This is a genomic window from Terasakiella pusilla DSM 6293, from assembly GCF_000688235.1.
GTDB lineage: Bacteria > Pseudomonadota > Alphaproteobacteria > Rhodospirillales > Terasakiellaceae > Terasakiella > Terasakiella pusilla.
In genome coordinates, this window is the sequence record NZ_JHYO01000014.1 from 47,352 (window position 1) to 72,589 (window position 25,238).

Here is a 25,238-nt window from a genome sequence, read left to right on the forward strand (position 1 = left end):
AAGTACAGTACCTTAGCCATCTTCCAAATGTAAGATCATGGTACTTCCCAGGAGCATACAAATTGTTGCTGGCGCCCAAGCTGCCAACAATACAGGAATACTGCCGGAAAGAGCCAGTGCCATAGAGATATCCGTGAAGAAATAGAGGATGAATCCGCAGAGCATGCCTCCGCTGACAACAAATGTGGTGCCGCCCTTGCGGGTATGGCGCAGGGTAAAGGTTGCGGCAATCAGGATCATGGCAGCCAGCAGCAAGGGGGTGGAGAGCAGGCTGTGATAATGCAGCTTGTGGCGCTTGCCGCTAAAACCGGCTTTTTCCATTGTGTCGATAAAACCGGGCAGGGACCAGAAAGACATGGTTTCCGGCGGTGCAAAACTGTCCTGAATTTTATTGAGGGTCAGGTCGGTTTCAAACCATAGTTCGTCATTATATTCTGTCGGTTTTTCTGGAATATGGACCTGCACATTATAAAGGTGCCAAAAGCCGTCTTCCAAGGTGGCGCGGTCTGCTTCGATGCGGTGAGAGAAGGTATCGGCGTCTTTGTAAACAAAGATGCTGACGTTGTTCAAATCCACATGTTCGCCTTGCTGCAGGACAAAGCGTGAGTGCAGAACCGACTGGCCTTCAAGGTTGCTTTGACGCAGCCACAGGCCATTTGCTGACAGGCTGAGCATACTGGTTTTGCCGTCAAAATAGCGGCTTTCCATTTGTTCAAAAGCGCTGAGTGTGGCTGATCCCAAGGGGTTGATTACCATAATCTGGAAAAGACCGAGAAGAAACGCGGCTATAATCGCGGGTGACATAAATCGCCACGCAGAAACACCCGCGGCGCGGGCAACCACCAGCTCATGGGATTTGGTTAGGCGGCTAAAGGCCGACATACCCGCAAAAAGTACCGCAAAGGGAAAGGTTTCTTGACCCAGATGGGGGAGCTTCATCAAGGCCATCTGTAGGGCGAGGATTGCGGTGACACCTTCTTTGTTGGCGGAACGACGCAACAGTTCAATGGAGTCGATCAGGAAGATCAGTCCAAGAAAGACCACCATCAAAATGGCAAAATGCAGGAGGAAATGTCGCCCGATATAAAGCGATAAGGTGGGAGCAAGTCTAATCATGATCTTTGAATACTGTCCCTCTTAAGCCCGATTTTGCGCGGCAAACTCAAGTTCGCGCGCTTCTTTTTTGGCACTGCGTTTGGGATGCCAAGCCATGAAGAAACTACAGACCGGGATCGGAAGCAACGTCCCGATGTAAAGCAGTGGCAGTAGTGACAGGTTTTTTGCCGCCATATTTGCCAGACCAAGGGAGGCCACCTGCAACAAAATAACCCCGGTGATGGCCAGCAGCACCCGTTTGGCCTGTCCACGTCGGCTGAATTGTCCGGCGGTCAGGAACATTAAAGCAGCCAAAGCATTTGATAAGGATAAAAACGGGCTGATCAGGCGTTGATGGCCTTCTACAATATGTTTACCGAAATCATGTGCAGGCAGGCCCGGCGTGGTTTCAGGATTTAACAGTTCCGGTACCATAAGTTCACGCGCTTCCGGTGTGCGTTGAACGTTTGCGGCTGTTTTGATCGGTACGTCGTGGGTGTAGCGGTCAAAATAGAGCATGGAGAATTTGCCCGTTGTGGGCTCGACCACCTGACGGTTGCCTTTAAACATAATGACGCGCGCTGATCCATCGACTTCAATCAACGCACCGCGTTGCGCCATCAGAGTGACCGGACGTTCCGCATCGGTCTCATCATGGACGAGGATGCCGAGCAATTGACCTTCCTGGGTGCGTTCGCCCACATAGACGGTGACATTGCTGCCGAGTTCGTTAAAGGCGCCTTCGCGCAGCAACAGGTGGGACATGCTATTTCGCAGTTCCCATTGTAGTTCGCGAAACAGTTGATAAGACTTGGGCACAAGGTAGAGATTAAGCGCGTAGGACGCCATCATCACGCACGCCGTCAGAATGAGGGCAGGACGCGCAATGGCCCAGTTGCTCATGCCACAGGCGCGCATAACCGGGAGTTCCCGGTCCATATTGAGGCGACTATAGGTAAAGGTCACGACCGCAAACAGCGCAATGGGCAGAATAATGGTCAGAAAGTTTGGCAGCAAAAGTGCGGTAAAATAGACAAACATACCGATGCCCAGACCGCGGTTTACAATCAATTCCACAAAGCGCAGGGATTGGGTCAGCCACAACACGCAGACAAGCGCGAGGGCGACCAGTACAAATCCGGCAAAGAGCTGTCTAAAAAGGTATCTGTCCAAACTTTTCATGATCGGGGAAGTATAATCCTTGATGCGCCAAAAGAAAGCAATATGATCGTACTTGTGAAAATTGCAAGCAGGGAGTCATTATGGCGGGAAATAAATGGAACAAACGCGGCATCGAAGTTGCCCGTACAGTGGCTCAATGGTCGAAAGATCAAAGCACGAAGGTCGGTGCCGTGGTGATGATGGATGATGGTACGCCTTTGACCTTTGCCTATAACGGATTTGCCCGTGGCGTCAATGATGATGTCCCCGAACGCCATCAACGCCCTGAGAAATATAAATGGACCAGCCATGCGGAAGAAAACGCGATTGCGAACCTTGCGCGCACGGGACAGCGCGCCTTGGGGGCGACCTTATATGTGACCCATTTCCCCTGTGCGGGCTGTGCCCGTAAAATTATTCAGGCGGGGATTGCGCGCGTGGTTGTCGATGCAAGCTCTATGAACGAGGATTTTCGCGCGCGTTGGGAAGCTGATATGGCCTGTTCCACCGAGATGTTTGGCGAAGGTGGGGTTGAAGTCATCATTCAGGACGATTGAGAACTGCACATAATGTATAAAGCAAAAGCCCCGCTGGTGATGACCAAGCGGGGCTTTTGTTTTGTCTTTGTCTGTGAGGCGACCTAGAGGTAGTCGTCTTCACATTCCAGAACAGCCGCATAGCCTTTGGTGAACATGTTCGCCAAGGCACCACTGACAGGCATAACCTGTTCTGTGAAGAAGCGCGCTGTGTTGATTTTGGCTTTCAGGAAGGTCGGATCACCTTCGCCTGCATCCAGTTTAGCTTGTGCGACAACAGCGGATTTCGTCAGCAGCCAGCCGCCGCAAACATTCCCCATCAGACGCAGGTAGTGAACGGAACCGGTTGCCGCTTGTTTCGGGTCTTCCTTAAAGCTGTCGATGAGCCATTTTGTGGCGTCTTCGATTTTTGCAACACCGTCTGCCACTTCGGCGGCCATTTCGGCAAAGACGCCGCCTTTGGCGTTGGCAGCCGCAATGTCTTCTTTGATCATGGGCAGCAGGATATCAAGGTAGGCGCCGCCATTCATGGCAACTTTACGACCGATCAGGTCATTGGCCTGAATGCCGTTTGTTCCTTCATAGATCGCGGTGATACGAACATCACGGAACCATTGCGGCGCGCCGGACTCTTCGATGAAGCCCATGCCGCCGTGGACCTGAATGCCATCGTTGGCAACTTCCGCGCCGATGTCGGTGCTGTAAGCCTTCACAACAGGTGTCAAAAGCTGGATCAGGGCATCCGCCTTGGCGCGATCTTCATCTGTTGTGCCTTTGCTGAAGAAGTCTTGCTGACGGGCCGCAAAGTAGGAGATGGCGCGGGCAGCTTCTGTTTTGGACTTCATGGTCAACAGCATGCGGCGTACGTCCGGGTGCTTGTCGATCGACACGGATGTTTTATCTTTAGACCCGATCAGCGGGCTTTGGGTACGCTCACGGGCATAGGCGCGGGCACATTGATAGGCACGTTCCGCAGCGGCGAAACCTTCGTTGCCCACGTTCAGGCGTGCGTTGTTCATCATGGTGAACATGCAGGCCAGACCCTTGTTTTCTTCTTTCACCAGATAGCCAGTGGCGTCTTCAAAGGACATGGTCGCGGTTGGGGAACCATGGATACCCATTTTATGCTCAAGGGAGATACAATAAGCCGGGTTACGTTCCCCCAAAGACCCGTCATCGTTGACCAGATATTTAGGCACGATAAACAGGGAAATCCCGCGTGAGCCTGCCGGTGCATCCGGTGTACGTGCAAGGACAAGGTGGATGATGTTTTCGGTCATATCGTGTTCACCAAAGGTGATGAAGATTTTTTGACCGGAAATTTTATAGGTGCCGTCTTCTTGTTTAACAGCTTTTGTGCTGACAGCCGCAAGGTCAGAACCTGCAGACGGTTCTGTCAGGTTCATGGTGCCGGTCCATTCACCGGAAACCATTTTGCCGAGGTATTTTTCTTTTTGTTCGTCAGAGCCATGTGTTTCAAGGGCTTCAATCGCGCCACCTGTCAGCATCGGGCACAGGCCAAACGCGATGGAAGAGGCGTTCCAGATTTCGCTGACCGCGTTGGACAGAACGAACGGCAGGCCCATGCCGCCAAATTCCGGATCACAACCGATGCCTTGCCAGCCACCTTCGATAAACTGCGCGTAAGCTTCTTTAAAGCCCGGTGCCGTTGTCACGGTATTGTCTTTCCAGACCGGGTTTTCCACGTCTGAGGTGCGGGCCAGCGGCGCGATGATGTCGCGGCCCAGTTTGCCCGCTTCTTCCAGAATGGCATCAACCATGTCTTCGGTTGCTTCTTCATAGCCTGGCAGTGCAGTGATGCTGTTCAAATCGAACACATCCTTGATCAGAAATTCCATTTCATTGATCGGTGCATCATAGACAGTCATGGTCTTAAACCCCCTTAAAGTCGGTCGTAAAGTCGTGATTTTTTAACTTGTGGAGACTATAGTCGATATGTCTTCGCAAGTGCCACATAAATGTTCGGGCTACGAATTAATTTTTTGTGACGAAGATGTAAAAGAATGTATGGGATTTCATTGTATTAGCGGAATATCAAGTACTTATGCATATCATTCGTCTACCTCTGTCGATCGATCATCAAAAAAAGAAAGCGATATCCATCTATCTCCCTTTCTTCATATATCTGCATTTTGTGACATCGCAAGAGTTTGAAACCCTGTTGCCGGACGCACTTGCACAACGGCTGAAGAAAGCCAAGGCGCATTTTTTTCAGGAAAATCGCTTTTTTAGTGATGCATATCAGGATGATTATGTGCGCCATCCTTATATCCGGCTGTTGTGCGGGCCGGATGTGCATAAGTTTCTGGTCAAAGTCCTGTCGCTGAACTACCAAACCCATCGCCCTTTATTGAATGAGGAAGCGGGCTCATTCACTGAATTTTTTGCTGATTTTGATTTGTTCTGGAACGATAACTTCCGCAGCAAAGGCGAGGGGCTGGATGAAGGCCAGTTGCGCGACGTGTTGTTTTGTCAGGCCTGCATTCGCACGCAATATGAACGGATCAACGAAAAGAAGACCTTGCGCGATAAACTGGATGATTTCGCCAAAGCAGAACTTGCCGCTAAAGAGGATAAAATCCAACGCCTTGAGAAAAAAATGCAAAGCCTGCGCGAAGAACTGGCTGATATGCAAGGGGCAAGGGATCAGGCTGTAGAAGAGCTTGCTCATGCCCAACGCCAGAACATGGTACTGGTGCCGAGTGACCCGCATTATATGCTGGGCCTACAGCCGGATGAGGCCGATAAAGTCGAGAAACGGTCCAGGGCGTTGCTAAAAGCATTGCACCCGGACCGTACAGGGACACCGGAAACCGCGTATCTGTTTGACCTGATTGTCAAATCACGCGATATGGCGCTGAAATAGAGGCCTTACACTGCGCGGGAGTGCTTTTTCTGGCCTTTTTGCAGGTAAGTATCAAATATAGAAGCGACCATACGCATGAGAGGACGACCTTCTTCCGGTAAGGTCAGGACGCCATTTTCAAGGGTACAGAGGCCATCTTCCACTAAGGGATGGAGTTTTTCTTCCTCAGCGGCGAAGAAATCTTCGGCGACATTGTGGTCCCGGCACATTTTCGGCAGATCGACTTTCATGTTGCACATAATCTGTTCGATGACCGCGCGGCGCAGGATATCTTCGTCCGTTAGTTTGCATGTGCGACCAATAGGCAGAATACCCTCGTCGATCATGCGTTTGTAATCGTGCAAAGGCTGGACGTTGGCGATGTAGCCTGTCGGTGTCTGCCCGATGCTGGAGGCACCTAAGGGCAACATGACCGGGTTGTTATCGACTGTGTAACCTTGGAAATTACGGTGCAGGCGTTCTTCTTTCATGGCGAGGGTCATTTCGTCGTCGGGACGGGCATAATGGTCCAGACCGACTTTGACAAAGCCGTGTTCTACCAGACGATTGGCAGCCGCTTCCATTTGTTCCCAACGTTCTTTGGCATTGGGCAGAGCTTCTTCCGGGATCAGCTTCATATGGCTTTTCATCCACGGTACATGGGCGTAGCCAAAGACGGCAAAGCGTTTGGGGTCAAGACTGACCGCACGGTCCACCATGTCCAGAACACGTTCTGTTGTCTGGAAGGGTAAGCCATAGAGCAGGTCAAAGTTGATGGAGTTGATGCCATACTTTTTCAGCCAACCCACCACGTTTTTGGTCACGTCAAAGGGCTGAATCCGGTTAATGGCAACCTGCACTTCTTCATGGAAATCCTGAACCCCGATGGAGGCACGGTTGATGCCTGCTTCCGAAATCGCTTTGACGTATTCTTCTGTCGCGGTGCGCGGGTCAAGTTCTACCGCCAGTTCGGAGCTTTCATCAATGTCGAAATGCTGTTTCAGCTTATCGATGATGGAACGCCAGTCTTCCGCCTTCAACATGGTCGGGGAGCCACCGCCCCAATGGACGTGCTTTGCGGTCATACGGGCGGGCAAAGCCTCTGCCAGCAGTTCAATCTCTTTATGAACGTAGTTTAGATATTCGGTGATCGGATCGTAACGCTTGACGATCTTTGTGTAACATCCACAGAAAGAACACATCTCGTCACAAAACGGAATGTGGATGTAGAGGGAAACGCCAACGGTGGGATCAAGGTCCTTCAACCACGCGCGATAGTCCGCATCTGTTTTTGTGTCCAGAAAATGCGGCGATGTGGGGTAGCTGGTGTAACGCGGTACACGCAGGTCGTATTTTTCGGATTTTTCAGCGATAGAAACGTTCATGACACAGTCCCGCAGTTTTCTTTGGAGGTGGTTGTTGTAGCTATATGGCGTTTAATTGTGGTCATTGTTAGGCAATTCATAAGTATAATTTTGTATGTTTTTTATGGACCAACGGTAGTCTGTGAATTAGGTTCAGATAATAATTTATAAAGGGTAAGAGAAATTTATATGTATCGGCTTTTGCTGGGTATCATATTTTCATGTGCAATGCACCTATCCGCCAACGCGACGACTTTGCAAGGGGTCAGTATCCGTTTTTGCGGTGATGGATCGGGGTGGCCACCCTATACCTACATGGATCGCCATGAGCCGGGGATTGTTAAAGGGTACGATGTGGATGTCATTCATGAAATCCTCGATCCCTTGGGTATTGAGCTGGAAGTCCATTTTCCGTCGTGGAAACAATGCCTTGAAAGAACGGCCGACGGGCATGCTTTTCAGGTGGCGTTGAGTGCGTCTTTTGAACAGAGCCGTACAGAGCATTTTATATACACGCGCAGTTATTACCGGACACAGCAGCATTATTTTTATGCCCGAGATCGTTTTGAAACGGCACCGGTTGTGAAAAGGGCAGAGGACCTCTTGCGCTATGGCAGCGTTTGTGGCCGGTATTCTTATAATTACGAAGGGGCGGGGCAACTTAAAAATACCGACATTAAACGAGTTGCCAAATCCTACTCGGCGTTGGTCGCGCGCACGTTAAATGGGGATTGCGCGTTCTTTATTGGGCGACCCAGTGTCCTAAAGGGCTTCCGCCTGGTCGGGGAAAATCTCATAGATAATGATTTGCTCGCTCATGCGCCTGTCCCGGATGCAAAGCCAGACTATTTTTATATGCTGATTTCCAAAAATACGCCTTACGCAAATGAACTGAAGACCATATTGGATGATGGGATCAAGCGTTTGCAGGAAAACGGACGTTTGATAGCAATTTTACAAAAATACCAAAAGATGATGGAAAACTAATCGTGAGAAGACAAAAAAAGCTCCGCGAGATCACGGAGCTTTTTATTTTGGTCTGTCGGCGAACGTTTATTGAACGTCCGCAGCAACTTGCATTTTCACAATCTTGTCAGGGTTGGTCACCTGACCATTGTTCATGCTGCTGCCTTTTTTGATGCGGTTGACAAAGTTCATACCGTCAACGACTTCACCCCAGACGGTGTACTGGCCATCCAGATGGGCCGCCTTTTTAAAGACGATGAAAAACTGGCTGTTGGCACTGTTCGGGTTGGAAGAACGCGCCATAGACACGGTGCCTGTTGTGTGCAGCGCGTTGGAAAATTCCGCCGGCAGGTCTGGATAGTTGCTGCCGCCCATGCCGGTGCCGGTCGGATCACCACCTTGGGCCATAAAGCCGCGGATCACACGGTGAAACGGCGTGCCGTCATAAAAGCCTTCGCGGGTCAGCTTTTTGATACGTTCCACATGCAGCGGAGCAAGGTCGGGCCGCATACGGATCACCACACGGCCATCTTTCAGGTCCATGTAAAGCGTGTTTTCTTTATCAAGATCTTGCGCTTCGGCCTGAAAGGTCAAGACAAAGACGCTCAAGAGGGTCAGGAGAAAACGTTTCATGATTAGGCCTCTTCCAGGTCGGCTGCGACGTGCATTTTAAGGATGCTGTCAGGTTCATCTACGCTGCCGTTATTGAACGGGCTGCCTTTTTTGATGGCGTGGACATGTTCCATCCCGTCAATGATCTGGCCCCAGAAGGTGTATTGGTTGTCCAGATGCGGGGCGCGATCAAAGCACAGGAAGAACTGGCTGTTTGCGCTGTTCGGGTCCATCGCACGCGCCATGGAACAAGACCCTTCGATGTGCGGCTCGTCAGAAAATTCAGCTTCCAGATCGGGATAGTCGCTGCCGCCCATACCGGTGCCGGTTGGGTCGCCGCCTTGGGCCATAAAACCGTCGATTACACGATGGAACACAACGCCATCGTAGAAACCTTCACGGGCCAGCATCTTGATGCGTTCAACGTGTTTTGGGGCCAGATCGGGGCGGAGTTCAATGGTGACACGACCATCTTTGAGGTCAAGAAATAGTGTGTTTTCAGGATCTTTGATTTCGACCATGTAAAAGCTGCCTTAGTGTGTTTGAATTCAAAATGGCGCACAGAGTAACATAAAATCAAAGAGGCGAAAGGGCGTTTTTCCTAAGCAACAAAATCAAGGGAGCGCTGGAAGCCTTGCAAGACCCCTAAAATGCGGTCGATTTGTTTGAGTGTTTTTTCGTTGCCGGACGGGTAGCGGCGTTCAAAATCGTACTTTTCTTCCCATTCCGCAATATAGTCGCGCGGGCGATCGGGGTCGGCACGTTGTCCGGTCAGCGCCCCGACGGTGGCTTCAAAACGGGGGTGAAGTTCCGGCTGAAAGGCCAGCATGGAATATTCGTCATAGGTCAGCGATCCATCGATATAGAGATCAAGGCTGATGTCGGACATTTCGCGCGGGGTGGTGTTGCGAATGTCGAGGCCTTCTTCTTCATCTTGTGAATTTTCGTTGTACGTCTCAAGATCGATTTCGATGCCGTTAAACTGGACAACATCTTGCGGGGCAGTGCGCTTTGTCTCCTCGATCCGTTCCAGATCCTGCTGACTCGGCGGTGGGGTGATCAGTGGGTCTGGTCTTGTATAAACGTTGGTCCGCGACAGGTTTTCCTGCTCTTGAAGAAAGACGTGAGAGAGGCTGGAGTCAATTTGCATCGTCCATTCCTTTCCTGTTGTCATTCTGTGGGTTGAGCGAGGGCATTATTCTGCCGCGGTTAATCTGCATATGTCTTTCGGCTGTCCGTGTTTGAATTTTTTAATTTCATACATCGACTCGTCTGCGGCACTCATCAATGTATGGGTCATGCTGTTTTGATCGTAAAATTGCAAGCCAACGCTGGCTTTTAAGTCAATGAACTGATCTTTCCAGCGCATGGAGGTGTTGTTGAGTTCCGCGGCAATTTTGCCGATGCGTGTTTCGCCATCTTCCCAGCCGCTACGCACCAGAAGGACCGCAAATTCATCCCCGCCAAGGCGTGCGACATAGTCCATGCCGCGGGTCATACGTTCCAAGACACGTGCCACATGGCACAAGACTTCATCCCCGCAGGTGTGACCGAAATTGTCGTTGATGGGCTTAAACTCATCCAGGTCGATATAGGCCAACACACCGGTTTCTTTAAATCGACGTGCAGAGGCAAGGACGCGATGGAGTTCGGATTGAAAACCGCGCCGATTGAGGATGCCGGTCAGGCTATCGGTCATGGCGAGGCGTTCCAGATAGGTGATCCGTTCGCTTTGTTGGTTGAAATGCTCTTCCACTTTATAGGCGAGCTGAAGGGCCTCGTGCAGGGCATGTTCCCTTTCGGCCGCGCTGGCACGTTCATCAAGACAGCCAGCCAATTTACAAATCCCGCCAACAAGCTGACTTACGGGGGGATCGGTCTGCTTCATATTGTCAAACATCTGCGTTTTTTTGCTTTCTTTTACGTTTCTACAATGACCTGACGCATTCCTTAGTTTTCAGAGCATCTTTTTTCAAAACCGATCTTACTGCCGGATTTTTAAAAGTACCCGCAAGGCTCATGCCAATATGGATGGTTTGGATTTATCGGGATTCGCGCTATATAGGCAGGGTGAGAACAGGCCTGTGCTAGGCAAAAATTGCCGCACTAGGCAAAAATGTTCCATGGTGTCCTAGGTGTTGGAGAGTTGTTTTGAAGTATCTTAAACTCGCGGTTATGTCCTTATTTATGCTGTCACAAGCCGAAGCGGACGAGGGCAATTTGCGCTCTCATGATGCCACTTACCTGATGACGCAAGTGCATCAATATGGGCGCGACTGGTCGCCGGTGGAACAGGCTCAGGGACTGTTGCGGTATAAGTTTCGTCGTACCTGTGACGGCTGGACGGTGGAACATCAAACCGCCCTGGACATGATTTATGAAAATGACGCCCGTTCGCAAATGGTCTGGCATTACACCAGTTGGGAAGCGCAGGACGGATCAAAGCTGCGTTTTCGCACCCGGACCCAGACCAATGGGATGGAAACGGAGAATATCAGCGGCGAAGCGCGTCATGAGGTGGGTGAAACTGCGGTGGTTTATAGTCAGCTGAGTGATAAACGTCTCAGTTTGCCCGCCGGGACTTATTTTCCGACGAGTCACATGGTGGAAGCCTTGAAGCAGGCGGAAAAAGGCGAGGTGCTGTTTAACGGTTTTTATTTTGATGGCAGTGACGACAATGCGGGTTTTAGTCTGGACACGGTCATGACCCGTTTTGACGGGAAACCATTAGCGAAAGTGGAAGATGTCAAGCTGGACAAACAACCCGCTTGGGACATGCAGTTGGCCTTTTTTGACTCCCAAAGTCAGGACAGCACGCCTTATATGGAAATTGGCGCGCGCTATCGTCAAGACGGGGTGACAACCCGATTGATGCAGAACTTTGGCGACTTTGTTTTACAAGGGCGCCTGATCGAATTGACTTACGCGGACGAACCAGTCTGCCCGTAAGATCAGAGTAAACGGCCTTTAAAGATGGCGTTGCCACCGTATTTTTGGCGAATTTCCTCAATCGCTTTTTCCGATCGGGTGTCTTTTTGCTGTTCTGCCAGTTCGAACAGGTCGGGCACGGCGGGTTCGACTTTATCGGCTTCTTCCAGCACTGAAAAACCGGTGCCAATTAAGCGATAGCTGCGGCCATCGCACAACGGTTCCAATAATGCGCAGGAACAGGTGAAGAGTTCTTCGCAGGATTGGGTCGGGTGGGGTAGTTGTTTGGATCGGGTGATGTTGCGAAAGCCGGTGGTTTTGACTTTTAAGGTCACGGTCCGACCGGCAAGATTGGCTTTCTTCATGCGTTGGGAGATTTTTTCGCACAACGGATAGAGCACCTCTTTTAATTCTTTAAAGCTATGGAGGTTGGAGTCGAGCGTAATTTCGTTTGAAATGCTTTTGGTTTCAGCTTCTGGCGTGACTTTGCGGTCGTCTTCGGCGCGGCAAAAATGATAAAGCCGTGCACCAAGGGCCCCATAGGCCCGCATGAGGTCGGTTTTATCAAAAGCCGTTAGTTGCCCGATGGTCGCGATCCCGTCGGAGGCCAGTTTTTTCTCCATCGCTGCGCCGACGCCGAAGATCATTTTAACGGGTTTATCCTGTAAATAATCTCTGGCTTCTGCGCGACCCAAAATGGCAAAGCCGCGGGGTTTATCAAGATCACTTGCGAGCTTCGCCAAGGATTTATTGTAGCTGAGGCCAACCGAAGCGGTAACGCCAATTTCTTTTTCAATACGGTTGATGAGGCGTACAAGGGTACGGGCGGGACTGCCGCCATGCAGGGCTTCTGTGCCGCTGAGATCAAGGAAGGCTTCGTCCACAGACAGCGGTTCCACTAACGGCGTGGCTTCAAACATGAGGTTGCGTACCTGTCGTCCGACTTCACCGTATTTGCCTTTGGATGGCGGCACAATCACCAGATCAGGACACAGCTTTAAAGCTTTGCTCATGGGCATGGCGGACCTGACCCCGTAGATACGGGCAATGTAACAGGCAGCAGCGACCACGCCCCGATGACGGCCGCCGACGACAACAGGTTTGTCTTTGAGGTCGGGATTATCGCGTTTTTCCACGGTGGCAAAAAAAGAGTCGCAATCAATATGCGCGATATGAAGGGAGTTCAGCTCGGGGTGAGACAGCAGGCGCACGGAGCCACAGACCGGACACCGTTGTGTTTCCGGTCGATCATCAAAACTATGGGCGCATTGGCGGCACAGGGTGGGCAGGGTCTCGCTCATGGCCGCATCATAACGCGCAACCGTGAGAACAAAAAGAGAATATTTTTAGGAAATCACACTTCAGGAGGTCGCAGGCCAGAGCCATGCTGCCCCCCGTACCCCGCTTGAATCGCCGTGCTTGGCCTTGACCAGCTTTGTGTCACATTCCTTGCCAAACACCCAGCGTGTCCAAAGGTCCGGGACCGTTTGATACCAGCGATCAACATTGGAAACACCGCCGCCGAGCACAATGACATCGGGGTCAAACAGGTTGATCACGCTAGCAAGGGCACGGGCCAGACGATTTTCGTAGATGAGAAAGACGGGATCAGTGATATCGTCCGGCAGGTTGGGGATTTCTTTGCTGTCGATTTTTGTCCCGCAGATGTTTTCAAAAGTGCGGGCAAGGGCAGGACCGCTTAAAAAGGTTTCAATACAGCCGCTTTGCCCGCAATAGCAGGGTTGGCCCGGCCGTTCCCCCTCTAGTGCCCACGGCAAGGGATTATGTCCCCATTCACCGGCTACACCGTTTAAACCGTTTAAAATTTGTTTCTCGACGACAAGGCCGCCGCCGACACCCGTGCCAAGGATCACGCCAAAGACGCTTTGCCCCTCTTGCGCGGCCCCGTCTGTTGCCTCGGATAGGGCGAAGCAGTTGGCATCATTTGCCATGCGCACGTCACGTTCAAGGGCTTGGGAGAGATTGTCCTGCAAAGGATGGTCAATCAACCATGTGGAATTGGCATTTTTTACCCGTCGTGTGTGTTTGGAAATACTGCCGGGGATACCGATGCCGACGGTGCCTTTGTGTCAGGTTTCCTGTTCGGCTGACAGGACAAGATCGCGAATCGCTGTGACTGTTGCGCTGTAGTTTCCCTGTGGCGAGGGGATTCTTTTTCTCAAGACCTCTTGTCCGTCGGGGGAGAGGCAGAGGATTTCTGTCTTCGTTCCACCCAGATCGATTCCGATTCGCATAAGAAATTCCAATAAGTTACGAAGTGTTAATCAATTGGGGGCATTGTATCACAGTAAGTGATCTGTCAATGGGCATATTTTGCCTAGTGGGTAAAATGCGAAACTCCTTTGCAGATCAGTGTGTTTGAATGTAAATTACAGGTTCGGCAATTTATGCTTAATGAACCGCAGTCGGGGAAAACCTTTTATGGTTGATAACGTTGAATCTAAACTGGGCATCACGAAAAAGGGCATTTCGTGCGCACTGGACCTTAAGAATAAGTATAAGGACAGCCAGCCGATTTGCGTGCCGGGTGAAAAAACCAAGATTTTGATGCCGGAACATCTGTTGAATATTCACCTGAATCTGGAAACATTGGAAGATCCGATGCCACTGTCTTTGATGGCGACGCGTGACCCTGAATCCCCGATGTCCATGGCGGCGGCTGCCCGTCTTAGCCCCAAAGCCGGCAAAAACAAATTTGTGGGGGAAGTCATGCGGATCGTGGCCGATGCTTCCAAGCATGAAAATGTGACCCATGCCATCAATATGCTGCATGAAAATGACTTTCATCCCAAAGCTATTGGCGAAGTGGTACGTCAGACCAACCGCGTGATTGTCCAAACCCGTAAACAGTTCTCCTCAGCCCTGCGTCAAAATCTGCACGCCTTGCTAGAAGGGGAAATGGCCCCGCGCATGTTTGTGCAGGAATTTTTCCATCTGACGGAAAACGGCAACCTGCGCCATGATATTCGCAAACGTTTGGTGACAAGCCTGTTGCTGTCCACCACCATGCGTCCGTCGATCAAGTTCCTGTTTTTGGAAAACTTCGATCGCCTGCCTGAAGCCGTGCGCATGACGATCATTAAAGACGTCCTGAATGCGCCGGAGAATCATCATACAGAGGTGATCAAGGAAGAGCTGGCGTGGATCGTCAACAATGAAAAAGGTGGGTCGTTTAAGTATCACTAGGATACCCAAAGCGACTTTCTTTTCATGGCGTTGAGACGTTTTCTCTGTTTTGTTTTATTTGTCTTTATGTTTCCCGCCCATGTGTTGGCGGGGCCACCTGTACAGACATTGATCATCGCCAATTCCAACTGGTCACCCTATAAAGGGGAGGGCTTGTTGAATGGGGGTTTGATCACAGATATCACCCGACAAGCGCTGGTGCGGATGGGGTATAACGTGTCCGTTGTGACCGTGCCTTGGAAACGGGCGCTCAGTGGGACCTATGACGGGATCTATCATGTCTTGCCCGCTGTTTGGTATACGCAAGAACGCGCCCAAAGGCTGACCTATGGCTCCGGCGTGTTGGAGGGTCGCATTGTGATTGTGACACGTCAGGATAACCCGTTTTTTTTCAATGATCTGTCAGACCTGTCGGGAAAACGGGTCGGTGTTGCGGCGGGCTGGGCCTATCCGCCCGCTTTTATGGATGCCGCGGATATTATTAAAGACGAAGCGCATGATCTGGATAGCAATTTACGTAAGCTGGCATTCGGACGGCTGGAATATGTCATTGCTGAAGAAATTGCGGCACGGTATACGGCAACAAAGCTGTTTGCTGAGGCCGCTGGATTTCTGAATTATTCTGCTAAACCTTTACAGAAAAATACATTGCATGTAGCGTTCTCCAAAAAATTGGCAAATCATGAAGATCTTCGTGAGAAGTTTCAGGTTGAAGTGGAGGCGATGCGTCGGGATGGGACAGTGGACCTGATCTTGAAAGCGCATGGCGTGAATGGATTAAAAATAACAGAATAAGATCATGCAAAAAATTCAATATCTATATGACGAACTCCCCGATGCGGGACAAGCAATCGAAGTTGCACGCGGTGTTTTTTGGATCCGCATGCCTTTGCCGTTTAAACTAAACCATATCAATTTGTGGATTCTGGATGATGGCGATGGTTGGACCATCGTGGATACGGGCATTAATCTGCCGGAGGTCCGCGAACGTTGGGACATGTTGCTCAAGGGGCAGTTTGCCGCAAAACCGGTTAAACGGATGATCGCGACTCATTTCCATCCCGACCATATTGGCCTTGCTGGCTGGTTTGAAGAAACTTTGGGCATCGATTTGTGGATGACGCTGGGGGAATGGGGCATGGCCCGTAACCTCAAGCTGGAAACGGTTGAACGTTCCAGCACGTATCTGACGCAGTTTTATCATCGCGCCGGCTTTGGCGAAGACCTGATGGAACTGATCCCGGAACGCAGTGTCTCTTACCCGTCACGCATTGCCATGCCGCCGGCGGGGATGGTGCGTATTCAGGACGGGGATGACATTCGGATTGGCGATCATGATTGGCGTGTGATCGTCGGTACGGGGCACAGCCCGGAACATGCGTGTCTGTTTTGTGAAGACCTGAAAGTCATGATTTCCGGTGATCAGATTTTGCCGCGCATCAGCCCCAATATCAGCATTTGGCCACAAGAACCAAAGGCTGACCCTTTGGCACAGTTTTTAGGGAGCCTTGAAAAGTTCGCTGAACTGCCGGAAGATGTTCTGATCCTGCCCTCCCATGACACGCCATTCCGTGGGGTGCATCATCGTTTGTCAGACTTGGCCCACCATCATGACGAACGTCTGGAAGAAACGTTCAACCTGTGCAAATCACCTGTCAGTGCCTATGAGGTATTAAAGGGGCTGTTTACGCGTAAACTTGATAGCCATCAGGTCTTTTTTGCGATTGGGGAGGCGTTGGCCCACCTCCATCACCTTGAAGCCAAGGGTATGTTGGTGCGCACGATGGATGAAAACGGGGTATATCTGTTTGCTCAGCCTTGATGGGGATTGTGTAAATCCAGTTTTCTGAGCATGTACTCTTCCATAAAGTGTCGCAACTTTTTGGCTTTGGCATTTAATAAATGACCGCTGGGCCAAATGGCAAAGATGTCGCGAACGGGGCCAATCCAATCGGGGAATAATCGTTGGAGTTGGCCCTGTTGCATCCCTTGGAGGGTCTCACTCAAGGGCAACAAACTCACCCCAAGACCATCGGTGCACAGATGTGCAGCCAAGCTGATGTCATTAACGCGGGTGCTGGGTGTGAGGTTCAGGACTTTTTCGTCGTGCGATAGCGTATGTGTTAAGATCCATTTTGGCAGATTTGGCGTCATGATCAGCCTGTGATCGGAAAGATCGCGAAAATGCTGAGGTGTGCCGTAGTGGTCCAGATAGTCGGGGGAGGCCACAAGGATTGTGGGGATCGCCCCGAGCTTTTTTTGATAGAGCGACGAGTCCGCTTGAGGGCCGATGCGCAGCGCGAGGTCACATTGCGACTGGGTAATATCTTCAATTGTGTTGCTAAGGTTCAGGTCCAGCTCAATTTCAGGGTAAAGGCGGACAAATTCGCTCCACATAGGGCGTAAAATCCCCAAGGAAATGTTGGTCGGGGCCAGCACTTTTAGCGGGCCTTTCAGGTTGTCTTTTTGATCGTTTAGGGATCGTGTGGTCTCATGAAACTGATGTACCAAAGGGGCGTAGGCTTGGAAATAACTTTCCCCGTCTATGGTCAGCGAAAAGCTTCTGGCGTTGCGGTGGAGAAGCTGAAACCCTAGTTGATCCTCCAGCTTTTTTAGGCGTCTTGTGACCGTGGCTTTAGGGTAGCCAAGTTGGCGCGCAGCCCCCGCTAAGCTGTTACATTCAACGATTTTTACAAAAAGGGCGATGTCATCAATCATGGTTTCATTTTTGGAATTTAAATGTTCAAATTTGTCATCTTAATTTCAATAATAAAATCATTTATTCCTGATGCCTAGATGTTTTTGAAAGCTGAAAAGGAGTACATGATGAGCTTTTGTATCAGTGCGGGGATTGAACTTACCGATCCGACCAAAGAAAGCCTCGCCCGTAAAGAAATGGCGAAACTGGTTGCTGAAACCGTTAAAGAACCGGGCTGCCTGAAATTTGAAATCCGCCAGAACCTTGAAAACCCGAGTCTTTTTACCTTGTGGGAGATTTGGCAGACAGCCGAAGATTTGGATCGCCATTTCCAATATGATCACACGAAAGCCTATCTGGCACAGGATTTGACACGGGTAAAATATGTCGAAAAACTGTCCCTGCTGGCGGGAGCGTAGGTCATGAAGCAACGACTTGTATTTAGCCTCGTCATGTCTTTGATTTTGTCTTTCTTGATGACGTTGTGGGTCACATGGATCAATCTGGGCTTCATCCCTGATTTTGTGTCACAGTGGCTAAGGGCGTTTGGCATGGCGTGGCCTGCGGCGGCGGTGATTTCATTTTTCACCGCGCCGTTGGTCCAGGTGATGTGTCGCAAGATATGTGTCTTGTTGGAGGGACCGGACAAGACGATTGCGACCTAATCGTTTTGGGTGGCGGCGGCGATCACATGGACCCACCCCAGATAGCCGTCGTCCGCTGCCTGTTTCCAAAGCTGCATGCCGCTATGGGCTTGCTCAAACGCTTCTTCCCCGATGGTGGGGATCAGTTGATTTTGTTTGCGTTCTAGCTGTTTTAGGGTCCAGCTATAGGTGCGCGCAACGTTCTCCGACCAGTCTTCCCACTTTTCCACCTGAAACCCCTGTTCTTTCAAATGGACTTCATATTCATATTTGGACCACATGGCCGGGGTCTTGATGCGTTTTAAAATCTGTTCACGCAAGGCAAGCGGGGTGGAGCGACGCAAGGTCACTTCAGAAAAGACCAGCAGACCAAAAGGTTCCAGCACGCGGTGGGCTTCTTTTAAAACCTGCGCTCTATCTGCGGCATGGAGAAAGCTTTCCTGACTCCAATAAACTTCGAAACTGTTGTCGGGGTAAGGCAGCTTGTGGAAGTCGGCTTGTTCAAAGCGTACTTTGTCACTTAAGCCTTCCGCCTCTGTCAATTCTTTCCCACGGGTCAGTTGTTTGTCAGAAATATTGGTGGCAAGCACCGGACAATCGAATTTGCGGCTCAGTTGACGCGCAAGGGTGCCATATCCGCAGCCGACTTCCAGTACTTTGCTTTTGGGATGTAACACAATCCCGTCAATCATTGTGTCTTTGGCGCGCTGCATAGCGGAAGGCAGGGCTTCGTCTTCGCGCTCAAACAAACCAAGATGAATACTGTTGCCCCAGATGGTGCGATAAATATCATCGGCGGTGCCGTCGTAATATTGTTTTGCAGCATCAACGGCATTCTGGATCGTTGCGGAATGGGCAAGAGATGGCTTTGTCATGAGGTAATCCACCAAATTAGATTGGGTACATACAAATGGAGCGCCAGTTTGACCTGACGCTCTACATTATAAGAGAAGAAGTATGGTCTTAAATTCTTAGGCGCAAGCAGTACTTTCTTCATCTGCACAATAAAGTGCATAAAGGGTCTCGATGATTGTTGACGCTTCTTCACCTTTTAAGGAGTAGTAAATCGTTTGGGCGTCACGGCGTGTCTGAACAAGGTTGTCACGACGCAGGCGTGCCAAATGTTGAGACAATGCAGACTGACTTAACCCGATGATTTCTTCCAATTCACCAACAGATTTTTCCATAGTGGAAATCTGGCATAAGATCATGAGACGGTGTTGGTTGCTCATGGCCTTTAGCAAGGTGCTGGCACGGCGTGCATTTTCTTCGAGTTTTTGGAGTTCTAAATCCATAGGATATATTCACTTTTCCGTATTTTACTGTATCTTGTATGAAGCTTTGTTCATATAAGAAGAACGCATAGCGGGACTATATGCAAATCAGTCGCAAAATGCCATTAAAAAAAACAAATTCTACGAAAATTTTGCGTAAATGTTGCCTTAAGAATGGGCACAATTTGTGAAACTGAGTTTCATTTTATTTTAGTCTCCGTTATAAGCGTTTGAGGAAACAGTAATTAGGGGTACATCGGTGAATATTGATCGGAAAATTGATACGACTGGCATGAAGTGTCCTATCCCTGTCCTACGTGCCTCCAAAGAATTGCGAAGCATGAAGGGCGGCGAAGTCTTGGAAATCTCCGCATCGGACTCGCAAGCGCCGAAGGATTTTGTCGACCTGTGCGAGTCCATGGGACATGATTTACTGCGCAATGACGAGGTGGAGGGCACCTATGTCATCGTCATTAAAAAGGGTGCCTAAACGGCTGTTCGACCTTTCAAGACAATGGTGAGCAACGGCGGGATAATGGCAAGCGTGAGCACGGCTGATAAGGTCAGCCCACCCAAAACCACTGTACCCAATCCGCGATAGAGTTCGGACCCAGCCCCGGGGAAGAGTACCAGTGGCAACATGCCGAATACACTTGTCAGTGTTGACATGAAGATGGGGCGAATGCGGCTTTGGGTCGCACTACGGATGGCATCTGTCGGGCTGTGGTCTTCTTCGCGGATGAGATAGAGGCTCTGGTGAACCAGCAAGATAGCGTTGTTGACCACAATCCCCACGAGGATGACAAAGCCCAAAAGGGTCAGCATGTCCAACGGTTGCGGTGTAAACAGGTTGAGCAAACCTAACCCCGCAACACCACCCGCTGTTGCCAAGGGCACCGATAACATGATCACAAAGGGATAGACGAAGCTTTCAAACAATACCGCCATGGTCAGATAGACAATCGCAATCGCCAGCAGCATCTCCCAGACCATAGCATCCCAGGTTTCGGTCAGCTTGTCTGCGGTACCTGACATATGCATGGTGATGTCAGACGGGATACCTTCTTTTTCCAGCTCCATCATCACTTGTTCCCGCAGGATATCCATGGCGCTTTCAAGGGCGATTTGTTGGTTCGGTCTGACCTGCAGGGTCACGGTCCGCTGGCGTTCAATGTGGCGGATCTTTGTCGGGCCGGATGTTACTTCCACATCGGCAAGGGAATTCACCGACAGGATTTGACCCGACTGGGTGACAACCGGCAGATAGCCAATGTCTTGTGTCTGGGTGACTTCGTTTGTATTGCCTTTTAAAGTCAGGTCAATGCGTTTGCCATCAACGGTGATTTCCGCAATACGCATGCCGTCGTTAAAGGTATCAACCGTCTGGCCCAGTTCGGTTGCGCTGACGCCGTTATCCGCCAGTTTTAGCGGGTTCGGATAGACGCGAACTTCCGGTGCACCTAGTTCCAGCCCCGGATTGGGACGGAACTGGTGTCCTTCACTGCGCGGTAACAGCTGATTGATCTTCATGGTCGCGCGTAAGGCGACATCCAGCACCTGTTCCAGATCTGGACCGGAAATGTTCAGATCCACGGATCGCCCAGACCCGATAGATCGCCCAAATAGGGACGGCTGAGAAAATAGACCAAACGTGCCCGGTTCTTCAAAAACAGGCTTGGTCAGGATGGGGATCAGTTCAGAGACACGATCCGGCTCGACGCTGGAGGCGCCGACAAAGGTGCGGGTAGGCAGGGCGACGAAGAAGAAGTTATCCATCTTCGGCGGTTGGCCCGCTTCACTTTCCGGTCCTGTTTCAGATGCCCAAAGGTGCTTGACCGCCCCTTCAATCCGATCCGCAATTTGCACGGTGGTGTCCAAATTATATCCCGGTGGCGGGAAGGTCATGCCAAAGACAAGGTTGCGGTTGCCTTCGGGGAGATATTCCATTTTCGGCAAGAAAGCCCAGCTCGCGCCAAGGGCAGCCAGACTAACCGCGCCAACGATGGCAAGCGAGGTCAGACGTGATTTCGTGACAATGTCGGTGTAGCGAATGACCCCGTTGACAAAGGCTTTGGCAAAATTATCGATGAGGGGCAGTTTGACTTCTTTATCATCCGCCACATAGTCGGCTTTTAATAAGCGGTTGGAGAGGGCCGGAATAACCGTGACTGCGACCAACAGCGACAGCAGAACCGATACGGAGATCGCAACCGCAATGTCGCGGAACAATTGACCGACTTCAAGGTTCATGACCAACAAGGGCAGGAAAACCAATACGGTTGTGAGGGCGGAAACAAGGACAGCGCCCCAAACCTGTGCCGCCCCTTGATAGGCGGCTTCGCTGCGCGATTTACCTTCCTGTCGCAAGCGGTAGATATTTTCCAGCACCACAATGGCAGCATCGACCACCATGCCGACCGCAAAGGCGATCCCGGCAAGGGAAATGACGTTGATGGATCGCCCCATCGCCGCCATCGCAACGAACGATCCGATGACCGAGACCGGAATAGCAAGGGAGATAATCAGCGTTGCCCGTGTGGAGCGCAAAAAGATCAGCAGAATAATCGCAGCAAGGATACCGCCGATATAGATATTTTGCTGCACCAGTTCGATAGCGGAATTGATATAGACGGTTTCGTCATAAACTTGGGTGATCTGCAGTCCCGCTTCGGGTAGGGTGGTTTCGTTGAGTTCCTTTAGCGCTTCTTTGATGCCATCCATCGTTTCGATGACGTTGGCTCCGGTTTCGCGCACCGCATTCATGGCAAGGCCGGGTTGGCCCAATCGCCGGATATTGGCGCGGGGTTTTTTGTAATCAAAACTGACGTCGGCGATATCCGCGATCCTGACCCGCGCGACCCGCCCGCTGGTGGCATCACGGGTACTGCGGACCACAACATTTTTAACTTGTTCGGGGGTGTTTAATTCCCCTTCCGTGCGCACCACATAGCGGCGTTTGCCTTCATCCACATCGCCTGCAGAAATCGAGGCATTGGCAGTGCGAAGGGCGCTGGCGACCTGTGGGACGGTCAATTGATATTGGCTCATCAGGACGGGATCGACCTTGATTACCATTTCCCGTTCCGAGCCGCCGTAGATATTGACGAGGGCAACGCCCTTGACCCGTTCCATGCGGTTTTTGATCACATCTTCGGCAAAATCGCCAAAATGATGGATCGGCTTGTCATTGCCTGCCAGTCGCGTGATGGAGAACCACGCAATCGGGCTATCCTCACTGCCGGAGGTATCGAAAGTGGGTTCGTCGGCTTCGTCGGGGTAGCCGGAGACGCGATCAAGTCGGTTGGCGACCAGTAACAGGGCTCTATCCATGTTTTGGCCGACTTCAAATTCCAGACTGATGGAGGATCGCCCGTCTTCGGAACTACTGGTCATTTCGTCCAGCCCCTCAAGGCCACGAAGCACGTCTTCCTGACGGTTGGTGATCTCGCGTTCAATCTCTGCCGGGGCGGCACCGGGCCAGTTGGTACGAATGGTGATAACGGGTTTGCGCACATCCGGTGTGAGCTGGATCGGGATGGTTTTTAAGGCAACAAGTCCGAACATAATAATCATGATGACCGCTGCAATCACCGCAACGGGCCGGAAAATCGCGTGATGGATCAGGTTCATGATTGTGACCCCATCGCCTGTACGGGCTGATCGGGGCGCAGGCGTTCGTTGCCGCGGGTGACCACTTGGTCACCGTCTTTAAGGCCGGACAGAACTTCAAAGTAACTGCCGATGGCTTCCCCTAGTTTAACGGGGGTAAGCTTGGCTTGTCCGTCTTTGATGGCATAGACAACGGTGCCGCCTTTTTTGTTAAGAATGGCATCTTTAGGGACGCTCAAGACGTCGCGGGCTTCGCCTTGCGGGATCAGGACGGTCAGGGTCTGGTTGCTGGCAAGGTGGTAGTCGGTCTGGTTAAAGTCCGGTGTAAACCGAACCGCGCGGGTGCGGGTCAACGGGTTTTCTTCCGGGATGATGGCGCGTACTTTCAGGGCAACAGAGGTCCCATTAGAAAGGGTTGCGTTGACAGCGGTGCCTGTGTTCAGGGCATCAATGCGCGCTGCCGGTACATCGGCTTCAATTTCCAGATTATTGGCGTTAATCAGGTTCAAGACCGTTTGACCCACACTGACATAATCGCCGCGATCCACATGGCGTCGGGTAATGGTGCCGGGGTAGGGGGCCTTGATCTCACTATAGGCAATATCAAGTTCAGCAAGGGCAAGGTCGGCTTTTGCGGTGCGCACGGCGGCTTGGGCTTCTTCCATGGCGGAGCTGGCTTTTAAGGTTTCCAGACGCTTGTCATCATAGCGCGCCTGATTAAAGGCAGCGGATTTGCGCAGACGTTCCAGACGCTTGAGTTCCTGGGTTACAATATTGAGTTGGGCTTGGGCGGTTTGAAGCGCAGCTTCTGCGCGTTGCAGGCTGCCGAGGGCGAGGGATTTTTTATGTTGAAGGCGATCAGAAACAAGACGAACCAGTGGTTGACCTTCAAAGACCTTGTCGCCGACTTCCACCAGCAGTTCTGCAACAGGGGCATTAATACGTGCCGCCACTACACCGGATTGGCGCGCGACCAGTCGGCCTGTAATCGGGACGGTCTGGCTCATATTGCGGTATTGTACGTTATCTGCCCCGACCATAGTGGCCTGTGGCGCTTTCGATTCCTGTGCTATGGGTGTGCCGGAAAAAAGCACAAGAGATGCTGCCAGAAAGCCTAGCATTGAAAGGGTTTTAGTCACCGTCGCCTCGCTGTTTTTTATTTTAGTTGAATTAGGTTATCCCTTTTTTAGAAAAGGTAAAGAGAGCGCGTTATAAAAAAGTGGCTTTTTTTCCCAGTTTTCATATGATGCACCTTAATTAATAAGGGAAGTCTGGGAAGAATTTAACATGACAACATTGTTGCTGACGCATCCGGCATGTCTAAAACATAACACGGGTGAACATCACCCTGAAAGCGTCTCAAGGTTGCGCACGGTCCTGCGTCATCTGGATCGCGAGGAATTTCATTTTCTGCAACGCGACCAAGCGCCCAGAGCGACCCATGCTCAATTGGAGCTGGCTCACCCGACAAGATACATCGAAGCGATTGAAGCCGCGGTCCCTGCTGAAGAGGGGCAATTTAATTCGATCGATGGGGATACAATGATCTCCCAAGGGACGTGGGAAGCGGCGTTAAGGTCCGTTGGCGGTGTGTGTTTTGGGGTGGATGAAGTCATGCAGAAAAAGGCGCGCAATGTTTTTTGCGCGACCCGCCCGCCCGGACACCACGCCGAAACAGCGAAAGCGATGGGGTTTTGTTTTTTCAGTAATGCAGCGATCGGGGCGATCCATGCCGTTGCGCGATATCCAGAAGTTAAACGCGCGGCTGTGGTGGATTTCGATGTCCATCATGGCAATGGCACGCAGGAGATTTTTTATAACAGTCCCAATTTGTTTTATGCCTCCAGCCATCAATCGCCTGCCTTCCCCGAAACGGGTAAAGAAAGCGAGACAGGTGTTGCCAATAATATCTGCAATGTGGAACTGGCACCCGGTTCGCGCCCCAAAGAATTTCGTGCTGCCTATGAAGAAAAGATTTTACCGGCTTTGCGCAAATTCAACCCGGACTTTCTAGTGATTTCCGCCGGATTCGATGCCCATGCGCGTGACCCGTTGGCGCATTTACGTTTGGGCACACAGGATTTTGTCTGGGTCACGGAAGAGTTGTGTAAAGTTGCCAATGAATGCTGTGACGGGCGTGTGGTCTCCGTCATGGAAGGGGGCTACGATGTCGATGCGCTGGCGAGCAGTGTGGCAGCGCATGTAAAAACACTGATGCGTGCCTAAAAGCTTGCTCAAACCCAAGGGGGAGTCTACATTGTGGCCCACTTTTATCCAT

The 25,238-nt window shown here is 51.1% G+C and carries 25 protein-coding genes and 1 pseudogene; 11 read left to right on the top strand and 15 right to left on the bottom strand.

Annotated elements, in window-relative coordinates:
* Nucleotides 1-12 precede the first annotated feature (12 nt).
* The gene (gene lptG / locus Q397_RS0111015) at nt 13-1,116 is read right to left on the bottom strand and encodes an LPS export ABC transporter permease LptG (RefSeq protein ID WP_051609932.1); all 1,104 of its coding nucleotides are present in this window, start codon (nt 1,114-1,116) and stop codon (nt 13-15) included.
* A 21-nt stretch (nt 1,117-1,137) separates the two neighbouring features.
* On the bottom strand, nt 1,138-2,277 hold the full coding sequence (gene lptF, locus Q397_RS0111020) for an LPS export ABC transporter permease LptF (protein ID WP_028879472.1): 1,140 nt from the start codon (nt 2,275-2,277) through the stop codon (nt 1,138-1,140).
* 80 nt (nt 2,278-2,357) lie between these two features.
* On the opposite strand from lptF, the gene Q397_RS0111025 reads away from it, so the two are divergent.
* Nucleotides 2,358-2,813 carry a deoxycytidylate deaminase gene (locus tag Q397_RS0111025; RefSeq protein WP_028879473.1) on the top strand — a complete coding sequence of 152 codons (456 nt, stop codon included), beginning with the start codon at nt 2,358-2,360 and terminating at the stop codon, nt 2,811-2,813.
* An 83-nt stretch (nt 2,814-2,896) separates the two neighbouring features.
* Here Q397_RS0111025 and Q397_RS0111030 read toward each other — a convergent pair whose 3' ends face one another.
* A complete protein-coding gene (locus Q397_RS0111030; protein ID WP_028879474.1) occupies nt 2,897-4,681 on the bottom strand; it encodes an acyl-CoA dehydrogenase in 1,785 nt (594 codons plus the stop codon).
* A 176-nt stretch (nt 4,682-4,857) separates the two neighbouring features.
* Between Q397_RS0111030 and Q397_RS0111035 the strand changes: the two genes are divergently transcribed.
* Nucleotides 4,858-5,679, top strand: a complete 822-nt coding sequence (locus Q397_RS0111035; RefSeq protein WP_028879475.1) for a coiled-coil domain-containing protein — start codon at nt 4,858-4,860, stop codon at nt 5,677-5,679.
* 5 nt (nt 5,680-5,684) lie between these two features.
* Here the strand turns inward: Q397_RS0111035 and hemN are convergent, their stop codons facing one another.
* A complete protein-coding gene (gene hemN / locus Q397_RS0111040) occupies nt 5,685-7,043 on the bottom strand; it encodes an oxygen-independent coproporphyrinogen III oxidase (RefSeq protein WP_028879476.1) in 1,359 nt (452 codons plus the stop codon).
* A gap of 168 nt (nt 7,044-7,211) precedes the next feature.
* Here hemN and Q397_RS0111045 point away from each other — a divergent pair, with 168 nt between their 5' ends.
* Complete coding sequence (locus Q397_RS0111045) at nt 7,212-8,009, top strand: substrate-binding periplasmic protein (protein ID WP_028879477.1); 798 nt, start codon at nt 7,212-7,214, stop codon at nt 8,007-8,009.
* A gap of 66 nt (nt 8,010-8,075) precedes the next feature.
* Here the strand turns inward: Q397_RS0111045 and Q397_RS0111050 are convergent, their stop codons facing one another.
* From Q397_RS0111050 to Q397_RS0111065, 4 genes are all read right to left on the bottom strand, one after another.
* On the bottom strand, nt 8,076-8,621 hold the full coding sequence (locus tag Q397_RS0111050; RefSeq protein ID WP_038013573.1) for a peptidylprolyl isomerase: 546 nt from the start codon (nt 8,619-8,621) through the stop codon (nt 8,076-8,078).
* A gap of 2 nt (nt 8,622-8,623) precedes the next feature.
* Nucleotides 8,624-9,121, bottom strand: coding sequence for a peptidylprolyl isomerase (locus Q397_RS0111055; RefSeq protein ID WP_028879479.1), 498 nt, complete (start codon nt 9,119-9,121; stop codon nt 8,624-8,626).
* Between the two features lie 80 nt (nt 9,122-9,201).
* Nucleotides 9,202-9,750 carry a hypothetical protein gene (locus tag Q397_RS24140; RefSeq protein WP_051609933.1) on the bottom strand — a complete coding sequence of 183 codons (549 nt, stop codon included), beginning with the start codon at nt 9,748-9,750 and terminating at the stop codon, nt 9,202-9,204.
* A gap of 45 nt (nt 9,751-9,795) precedes the next feature.
* A complete protein-coding gene (locus Q397_RS0111065) occupies nt 9,796-10,500 on the bottom strand; it encodes a GGDEF domain-containing protein (RefSeq protein WP_051609934.1) in 705 nt (234 codons plus the stop codon).
* A 251-nt stretch (nt 10,501-10,751) separates the two neighbouring features.
* Between Q397_RS0111065 and Q397_RS0111070 the strand changes: the two genes are divergently transcribed.
* The gene (locus Q397_RS0111070; protein WP_156950698.1) at nt 10,752-11,549 is read left to right on the top strand and encodes an EipB family protein; all 798 of its coding nucleotides are present in this window, start codon (nt 10,752-10,754) and stop codon (nt 11,547-11,549) included.
* Nucleotides 11,550-11,551: 2 nt separating this feature from the next.
* On the opposite strand, the gene Q397_RS22105 is transcribed toward Q397_RS0111070, so the two are convergent.
* Together Q397_RS22105 and Q397_RS22110 are read right to left on the bottom strand one after the other, a co-directional pair.
* A complete protein-coding gene (locus tag Q397_RS22105; protein WP_038013575.1) occupies nt 11,552-12,829 on the bottom strand; it encodes a DNA polymerase IV in 1,278 nt (425 codons plus the stop codon).
* Between the two features lie 60 nt (nt 12,830-12,889).
* Nucleotides 12,890-13,783 (bottom strand): annotated as a pseudogene (locus Q397_RS22110) (ROK family protein).
* A gap of 187 nt (nt 13,784-13,970) precedes the next feature.
* Between Q397_RS22110 and Q397_RS22115 the strand changes: the two are divergent.
* Genes Q397_RS22115 through Q397_RS0111095 form a run of 3 tightly spaced genes read left to right on the top strand, consistent with a single transcriptional unit; the run spans nt 13,971 to nt 16,557 of the window.
* Nucleotides 13,971-14,735, top strand: coding sequence for a hypothetical protein (locus Q397_RS22115; protein ID WP_051609935.1), 765 nt, complete (start codon nt 13,971-13,973; stop codon nt 14,733-14,735).
* A 24-nt stretch (nt 14,736-14,759) separates the two neighbouring features.
* Entirely contained in the window at nt 14,760-15,530 is a 771-nt protein-coding gene (locus Q397_RS0111090) for a substrate-binding periplasmic protein (protein WP_028879482.1), read from the top strand.
* 4 nt (nt 15,531-15,534) lie between these two features.
* On the top strand, nt 15,535-16,557 hold the full coding sequence (locus Q397_RS0111095) for an MBL fold metallo-hydrolase (protein ID WP_028879483.1): 1,023 nt from the start codon (nt 15,535-15,537) through the stop codon (nt 16,555-16,557).
* Here Q397_RS0111095 and Q397_RS0111100 read toward each other — a convergent pair.
* Nucleotides 16,548-17,453, bottom strand: a complete 906-nt coding sequence (locus Q397_RS0111100) for a LysR family transcriptional regulator (RefSeq protein ID WP_028879484.1) — start codon at nt 17,451-17,453, stop codon at nt 16,548-16,550. The two genes, Q397_RS0111095 and Q397_RS0111100, sit on opposite strands and share 10 nt — an antisense overlap.
* Before the next feature lie 108 nt (nt 17,454-17,561).
* Here Q397_RS0111100 and Q397_RS0111105 point away from each other — a divergent pair, with 108 nt between their 5' ends.
* A complete protein-coding gene (locus Q397_RS0111105) occupies nt 17,562-17,852 on the top strand; it encodes a putative quinol monooxygenase (protein WP_205618822.1) in 291 nt (96 codons plus the stop codon).
* 3 nt (nt 17,853-17,855) lie between these two features.
* Nucleotides 17,856-18,098: a DUF2798 domain-containing protein gene (locus tag Q397_RS22120; protein ID WP_038013577.1), complete on the top strand. Its 243-nt coding sequence runs from the start codon at nt 17,856-17,858 to the stop codon at nt 18,096-18,098.
* Here the strand turns inward: Q397_RS22120 and Q397_RS24145 are convergent.
* Together Q397_RS24145 and Q397_RS0111120 are read right to left on the bottom strand one after the other, a co-directional pair.
* Nucleotides 18,095-18,952, bottom strand: coding sequence for a methyltransferase domain-containing protein (locus tag Q397_RS24145; RefSeq protein ID WP_028879486.1), 858 nt, complete (start codon nt 18,950-18,952; stop codon nt 18,095-18,097). The genes Q397_RS22120 and Q397_RS24145 overlap by 4 nt on opposite strands.
* A gap of 96 nt (nt 18,953-19,048) precedes the next feature.
* Nucleotides 19,049-19,372 (bottom strand): ArsR/SmtB family transcription factor, encoded by a 324-nt coding sequence (locus Q397_RS0111120; RefSeq protein ID WP_028879487.1) that lies wholly within the window; start codon nt 19,370-19,372, stop codon nt 19,049-19,051.
* A 238-nt stretch (nt 19,373-19,610) separates the two neighbouring features.
* Here Q397_RS0111120 and Q397_RS0111125 point away from each other — a divergent pair, with 238 nt between their 5' ends.
* Nucleotides 19,611-19,841: a sulfurtransferase TusA family protein gene (locus Q397_RS0111125; protein ID WP_028879488.1), complete on the top strand. Its 231-nt coding sequence runs from the start codon at nt 19,611-19,613 to the stop codon at nt 19,839-19,841.
* On the opposite strand, the gene Q397_RS0111130 is transcribed toward Q397_RS0111125, so the two are convergent.
* On the bottom strand, nt 19,838-22,981 hold the full coding sequence (locus Q397_RS0111130) for an efflux RND transporter permease subunit (RefSeq protein WP_028879489.1): 3,144 nt from the start codon (nt 22,979-22,981) through the stop codon (nt 19,838-19,840). The genes Q397_RS0111125 and Q397_RS0111130 overlap by 4 nt on opposite strands.
* Nucleotides 22,978-24,099: an efflux RND transporter periplasmic adaptor subunit gene (locus Q397_RS0111135; protein WP_156950699.1), complete on the bottom strand. Its 1,122-nt coding sequence runs from the start codon at nt 24,097-24,099 to the stop codon at nt 22,978-22,980. The genes Q397_RS0111130 and Q397_RS0111135 overlap by 4 nt, the downstream gene beginning before the upstream one ends.
* 148 nt (nt 24,100-24,247) lie before the next feature.
* On the opposite strand from Q397_RS0111135, the gene Q397_RS0111140 reads away from it, so the two are divergent.
* Nucleotides 24,248-25,186, top strand: a complete 939-nt coding sequence (locus tag Q397_RS0111140) for a histone deacetylase family protein (RefSeq protein WP_028879491.1) — start codon at nt 24,248-24,250, stop codon at nt 25,184-25,186.
* Nucleotides 25,187-25,238 lie beyond the last annotated feature (52 nt).

What these genes read in the sequence shown, in the direction of transcription:
- lptG (WP_051609932.1), bottom strand. Translation starts at nt 1,116, where the DNA reads ATGATTAGACTTGCTCCCACCTTATCGCTTTATATCGGGCGACATTTC.
- lptF (WP_028879472.1), bottom strand. Translation starts at nt 2,277, where the DNA reads ATGAAAAGTTTGGACAGATACCTTTTTAGACAGCTCTTTGCCGGATTT.
- Q397_RS0111055 (WP_028879479.1), bottom strand. Translation starts at nt 9,121, where the DNA reads ATGGTCGAAATCAAAGATCCTGAAAACACACTATTTCTTGACCTCAAA.
- hemN (WP_028879476.1), bottom strand. Translation starts at nt 7,043, where the DNA reads ATGAACGTTTCTATCGCTGAAAAATCCGAAAAATACGACCTGCGTGTA.
- Q397_RS0111030 (WP_028879474.1), bottom strand. Translation starts at nt 4,681, where the DNA reads ATGACTGTCTATGATGCACCGATCAATGAAATGGAATTTCTGATCAAG.
- Q397_RS0111035 (WP_028879475.1), top strand. Translation starts at nt 4,858, where the DNA reads ATGCATATCATTCGTCTACCTCTGTCGATCGATCATCAAAAAAAGAAA.
- Q397_RS0111130 (WP_028879489.1), bottom strand. Translation starts at nt 22,981, where the DNA reads ATGAACCTGATCCATCACGCGATTTTCCGGCCCGTTGCGGTGATTGCA.
- Q397_RS0111095 (WP_028879483.1), top strand. Translation starts at nt 15,535, where the DNA reads ATGCAAAAAATTCAATATCTATATGACGAACTCCCCGATGCGGGACAA.
- Q397_RS22120 (WP_038013577.1), top strand. Translation starts at nt 17,856, where the DNA reads ATGAAGCAACGACTTGTATTTAGCCTCGTCATGTCTTTGATTTTGTCT.
- Q397_RS0111120 (WP_028879487.1), bottom strand. Translation starts at nt 19,372, where the DNA reads ATGGATTTAGAACTCCAAAAACTCGAAGAAAATGCACGCCGTGCCAGC.
- Q397_RS22115 (WP_051609935.1), top strand. Translation starts at nt 13,971, where the DNA reads ATGGTTGATAACGTTGAATCTAAACTGGGCATCACGAAAAAGGGCATT.
- Q397_RS0111090 (WP_028879482.1), top strand. Translation starts at nt 14,760, where the DNA reads ATGGCGTTGAGACGTTTTCTCTGTTTTGTTTTATTTGTCTTTATGTTT.
- Q397_RS0111100 (WP_028879484.1), bottom strand. Translation starts at nt 17,453, where the DNA reads ATGATTGATGACATCGCCCTTTTTGTAAAAATCGTTGAATGTAACAGC.
- Q397_RS0111140 (WP_028879491.1), top strand. Translation starts at nt 24,248, where the DNA reads ATGACAACATTGTTGCTGACGCATCCGGCATGTCTAAAACATAACACG.
- Q397_RS0111050 (WP_038013573.1), bottom strand. Translation starts at nt 8,621, where the DNA reads ATGAAACGTTTTCTCCTGACCCTCTTGAGCGTCTTTGTCTTGACCTTT.
- Q397_RS22105 (WP_038013575.1), bottom strand. Translation starts at nt 12,829, where the DNA reads ATGAGCGAGACCCTGCCCACCCTGTGCCGCCAATGCGCCCATAGTTTT.
- Q397_RS0111065 (WP_051609934.1), bottom strand. Translation starts at nt 10,500, where the DNA reads ATGTTTGACAATATGAAGCAGACCGATCCCCCCGTAAGTCAGCTTGTT.
- Q397_RS24145 (WP_028879486.1), bottom strand. Translation starts at nt 18,952, where the DNA reads ATGACAAAGCCATCTCTTGCCCATTCCGCAACGATCCAGAATGCCGTT.
- Q397_RS24140 (WP_051609933.1), bottom strand. Translation starts at nt 9,750, where the DNA reads ATGCAAATTGACTCCAGCCTCTCTCACGTCTTTCTTCAAGAGCAGGAA.
- Q397_RS0111105 (WP_205618822.1), top strand. Translation starts at nt 17,562, where the DNA reads ATGAGCTTTTGTATCAGTGCGGGGATTGAACTTACCGATCCGACCAAA.
- Q397_RS0111045 (WP_028879477.1), top strand. Translation starts at nt 7,212, where the DNA reads ATGTATCGGCTTTTGCTGGGTATCATATTTTCATGTGCAATGCACCTA.
- Q397_RS0111025 (WP_028879473.1), top strand. Translation starts at nt 2,358, where the DNA reads ATGGCGGGAAATAAATGGAACAAACGCGGCATCGAAGTTGCCCGTACA.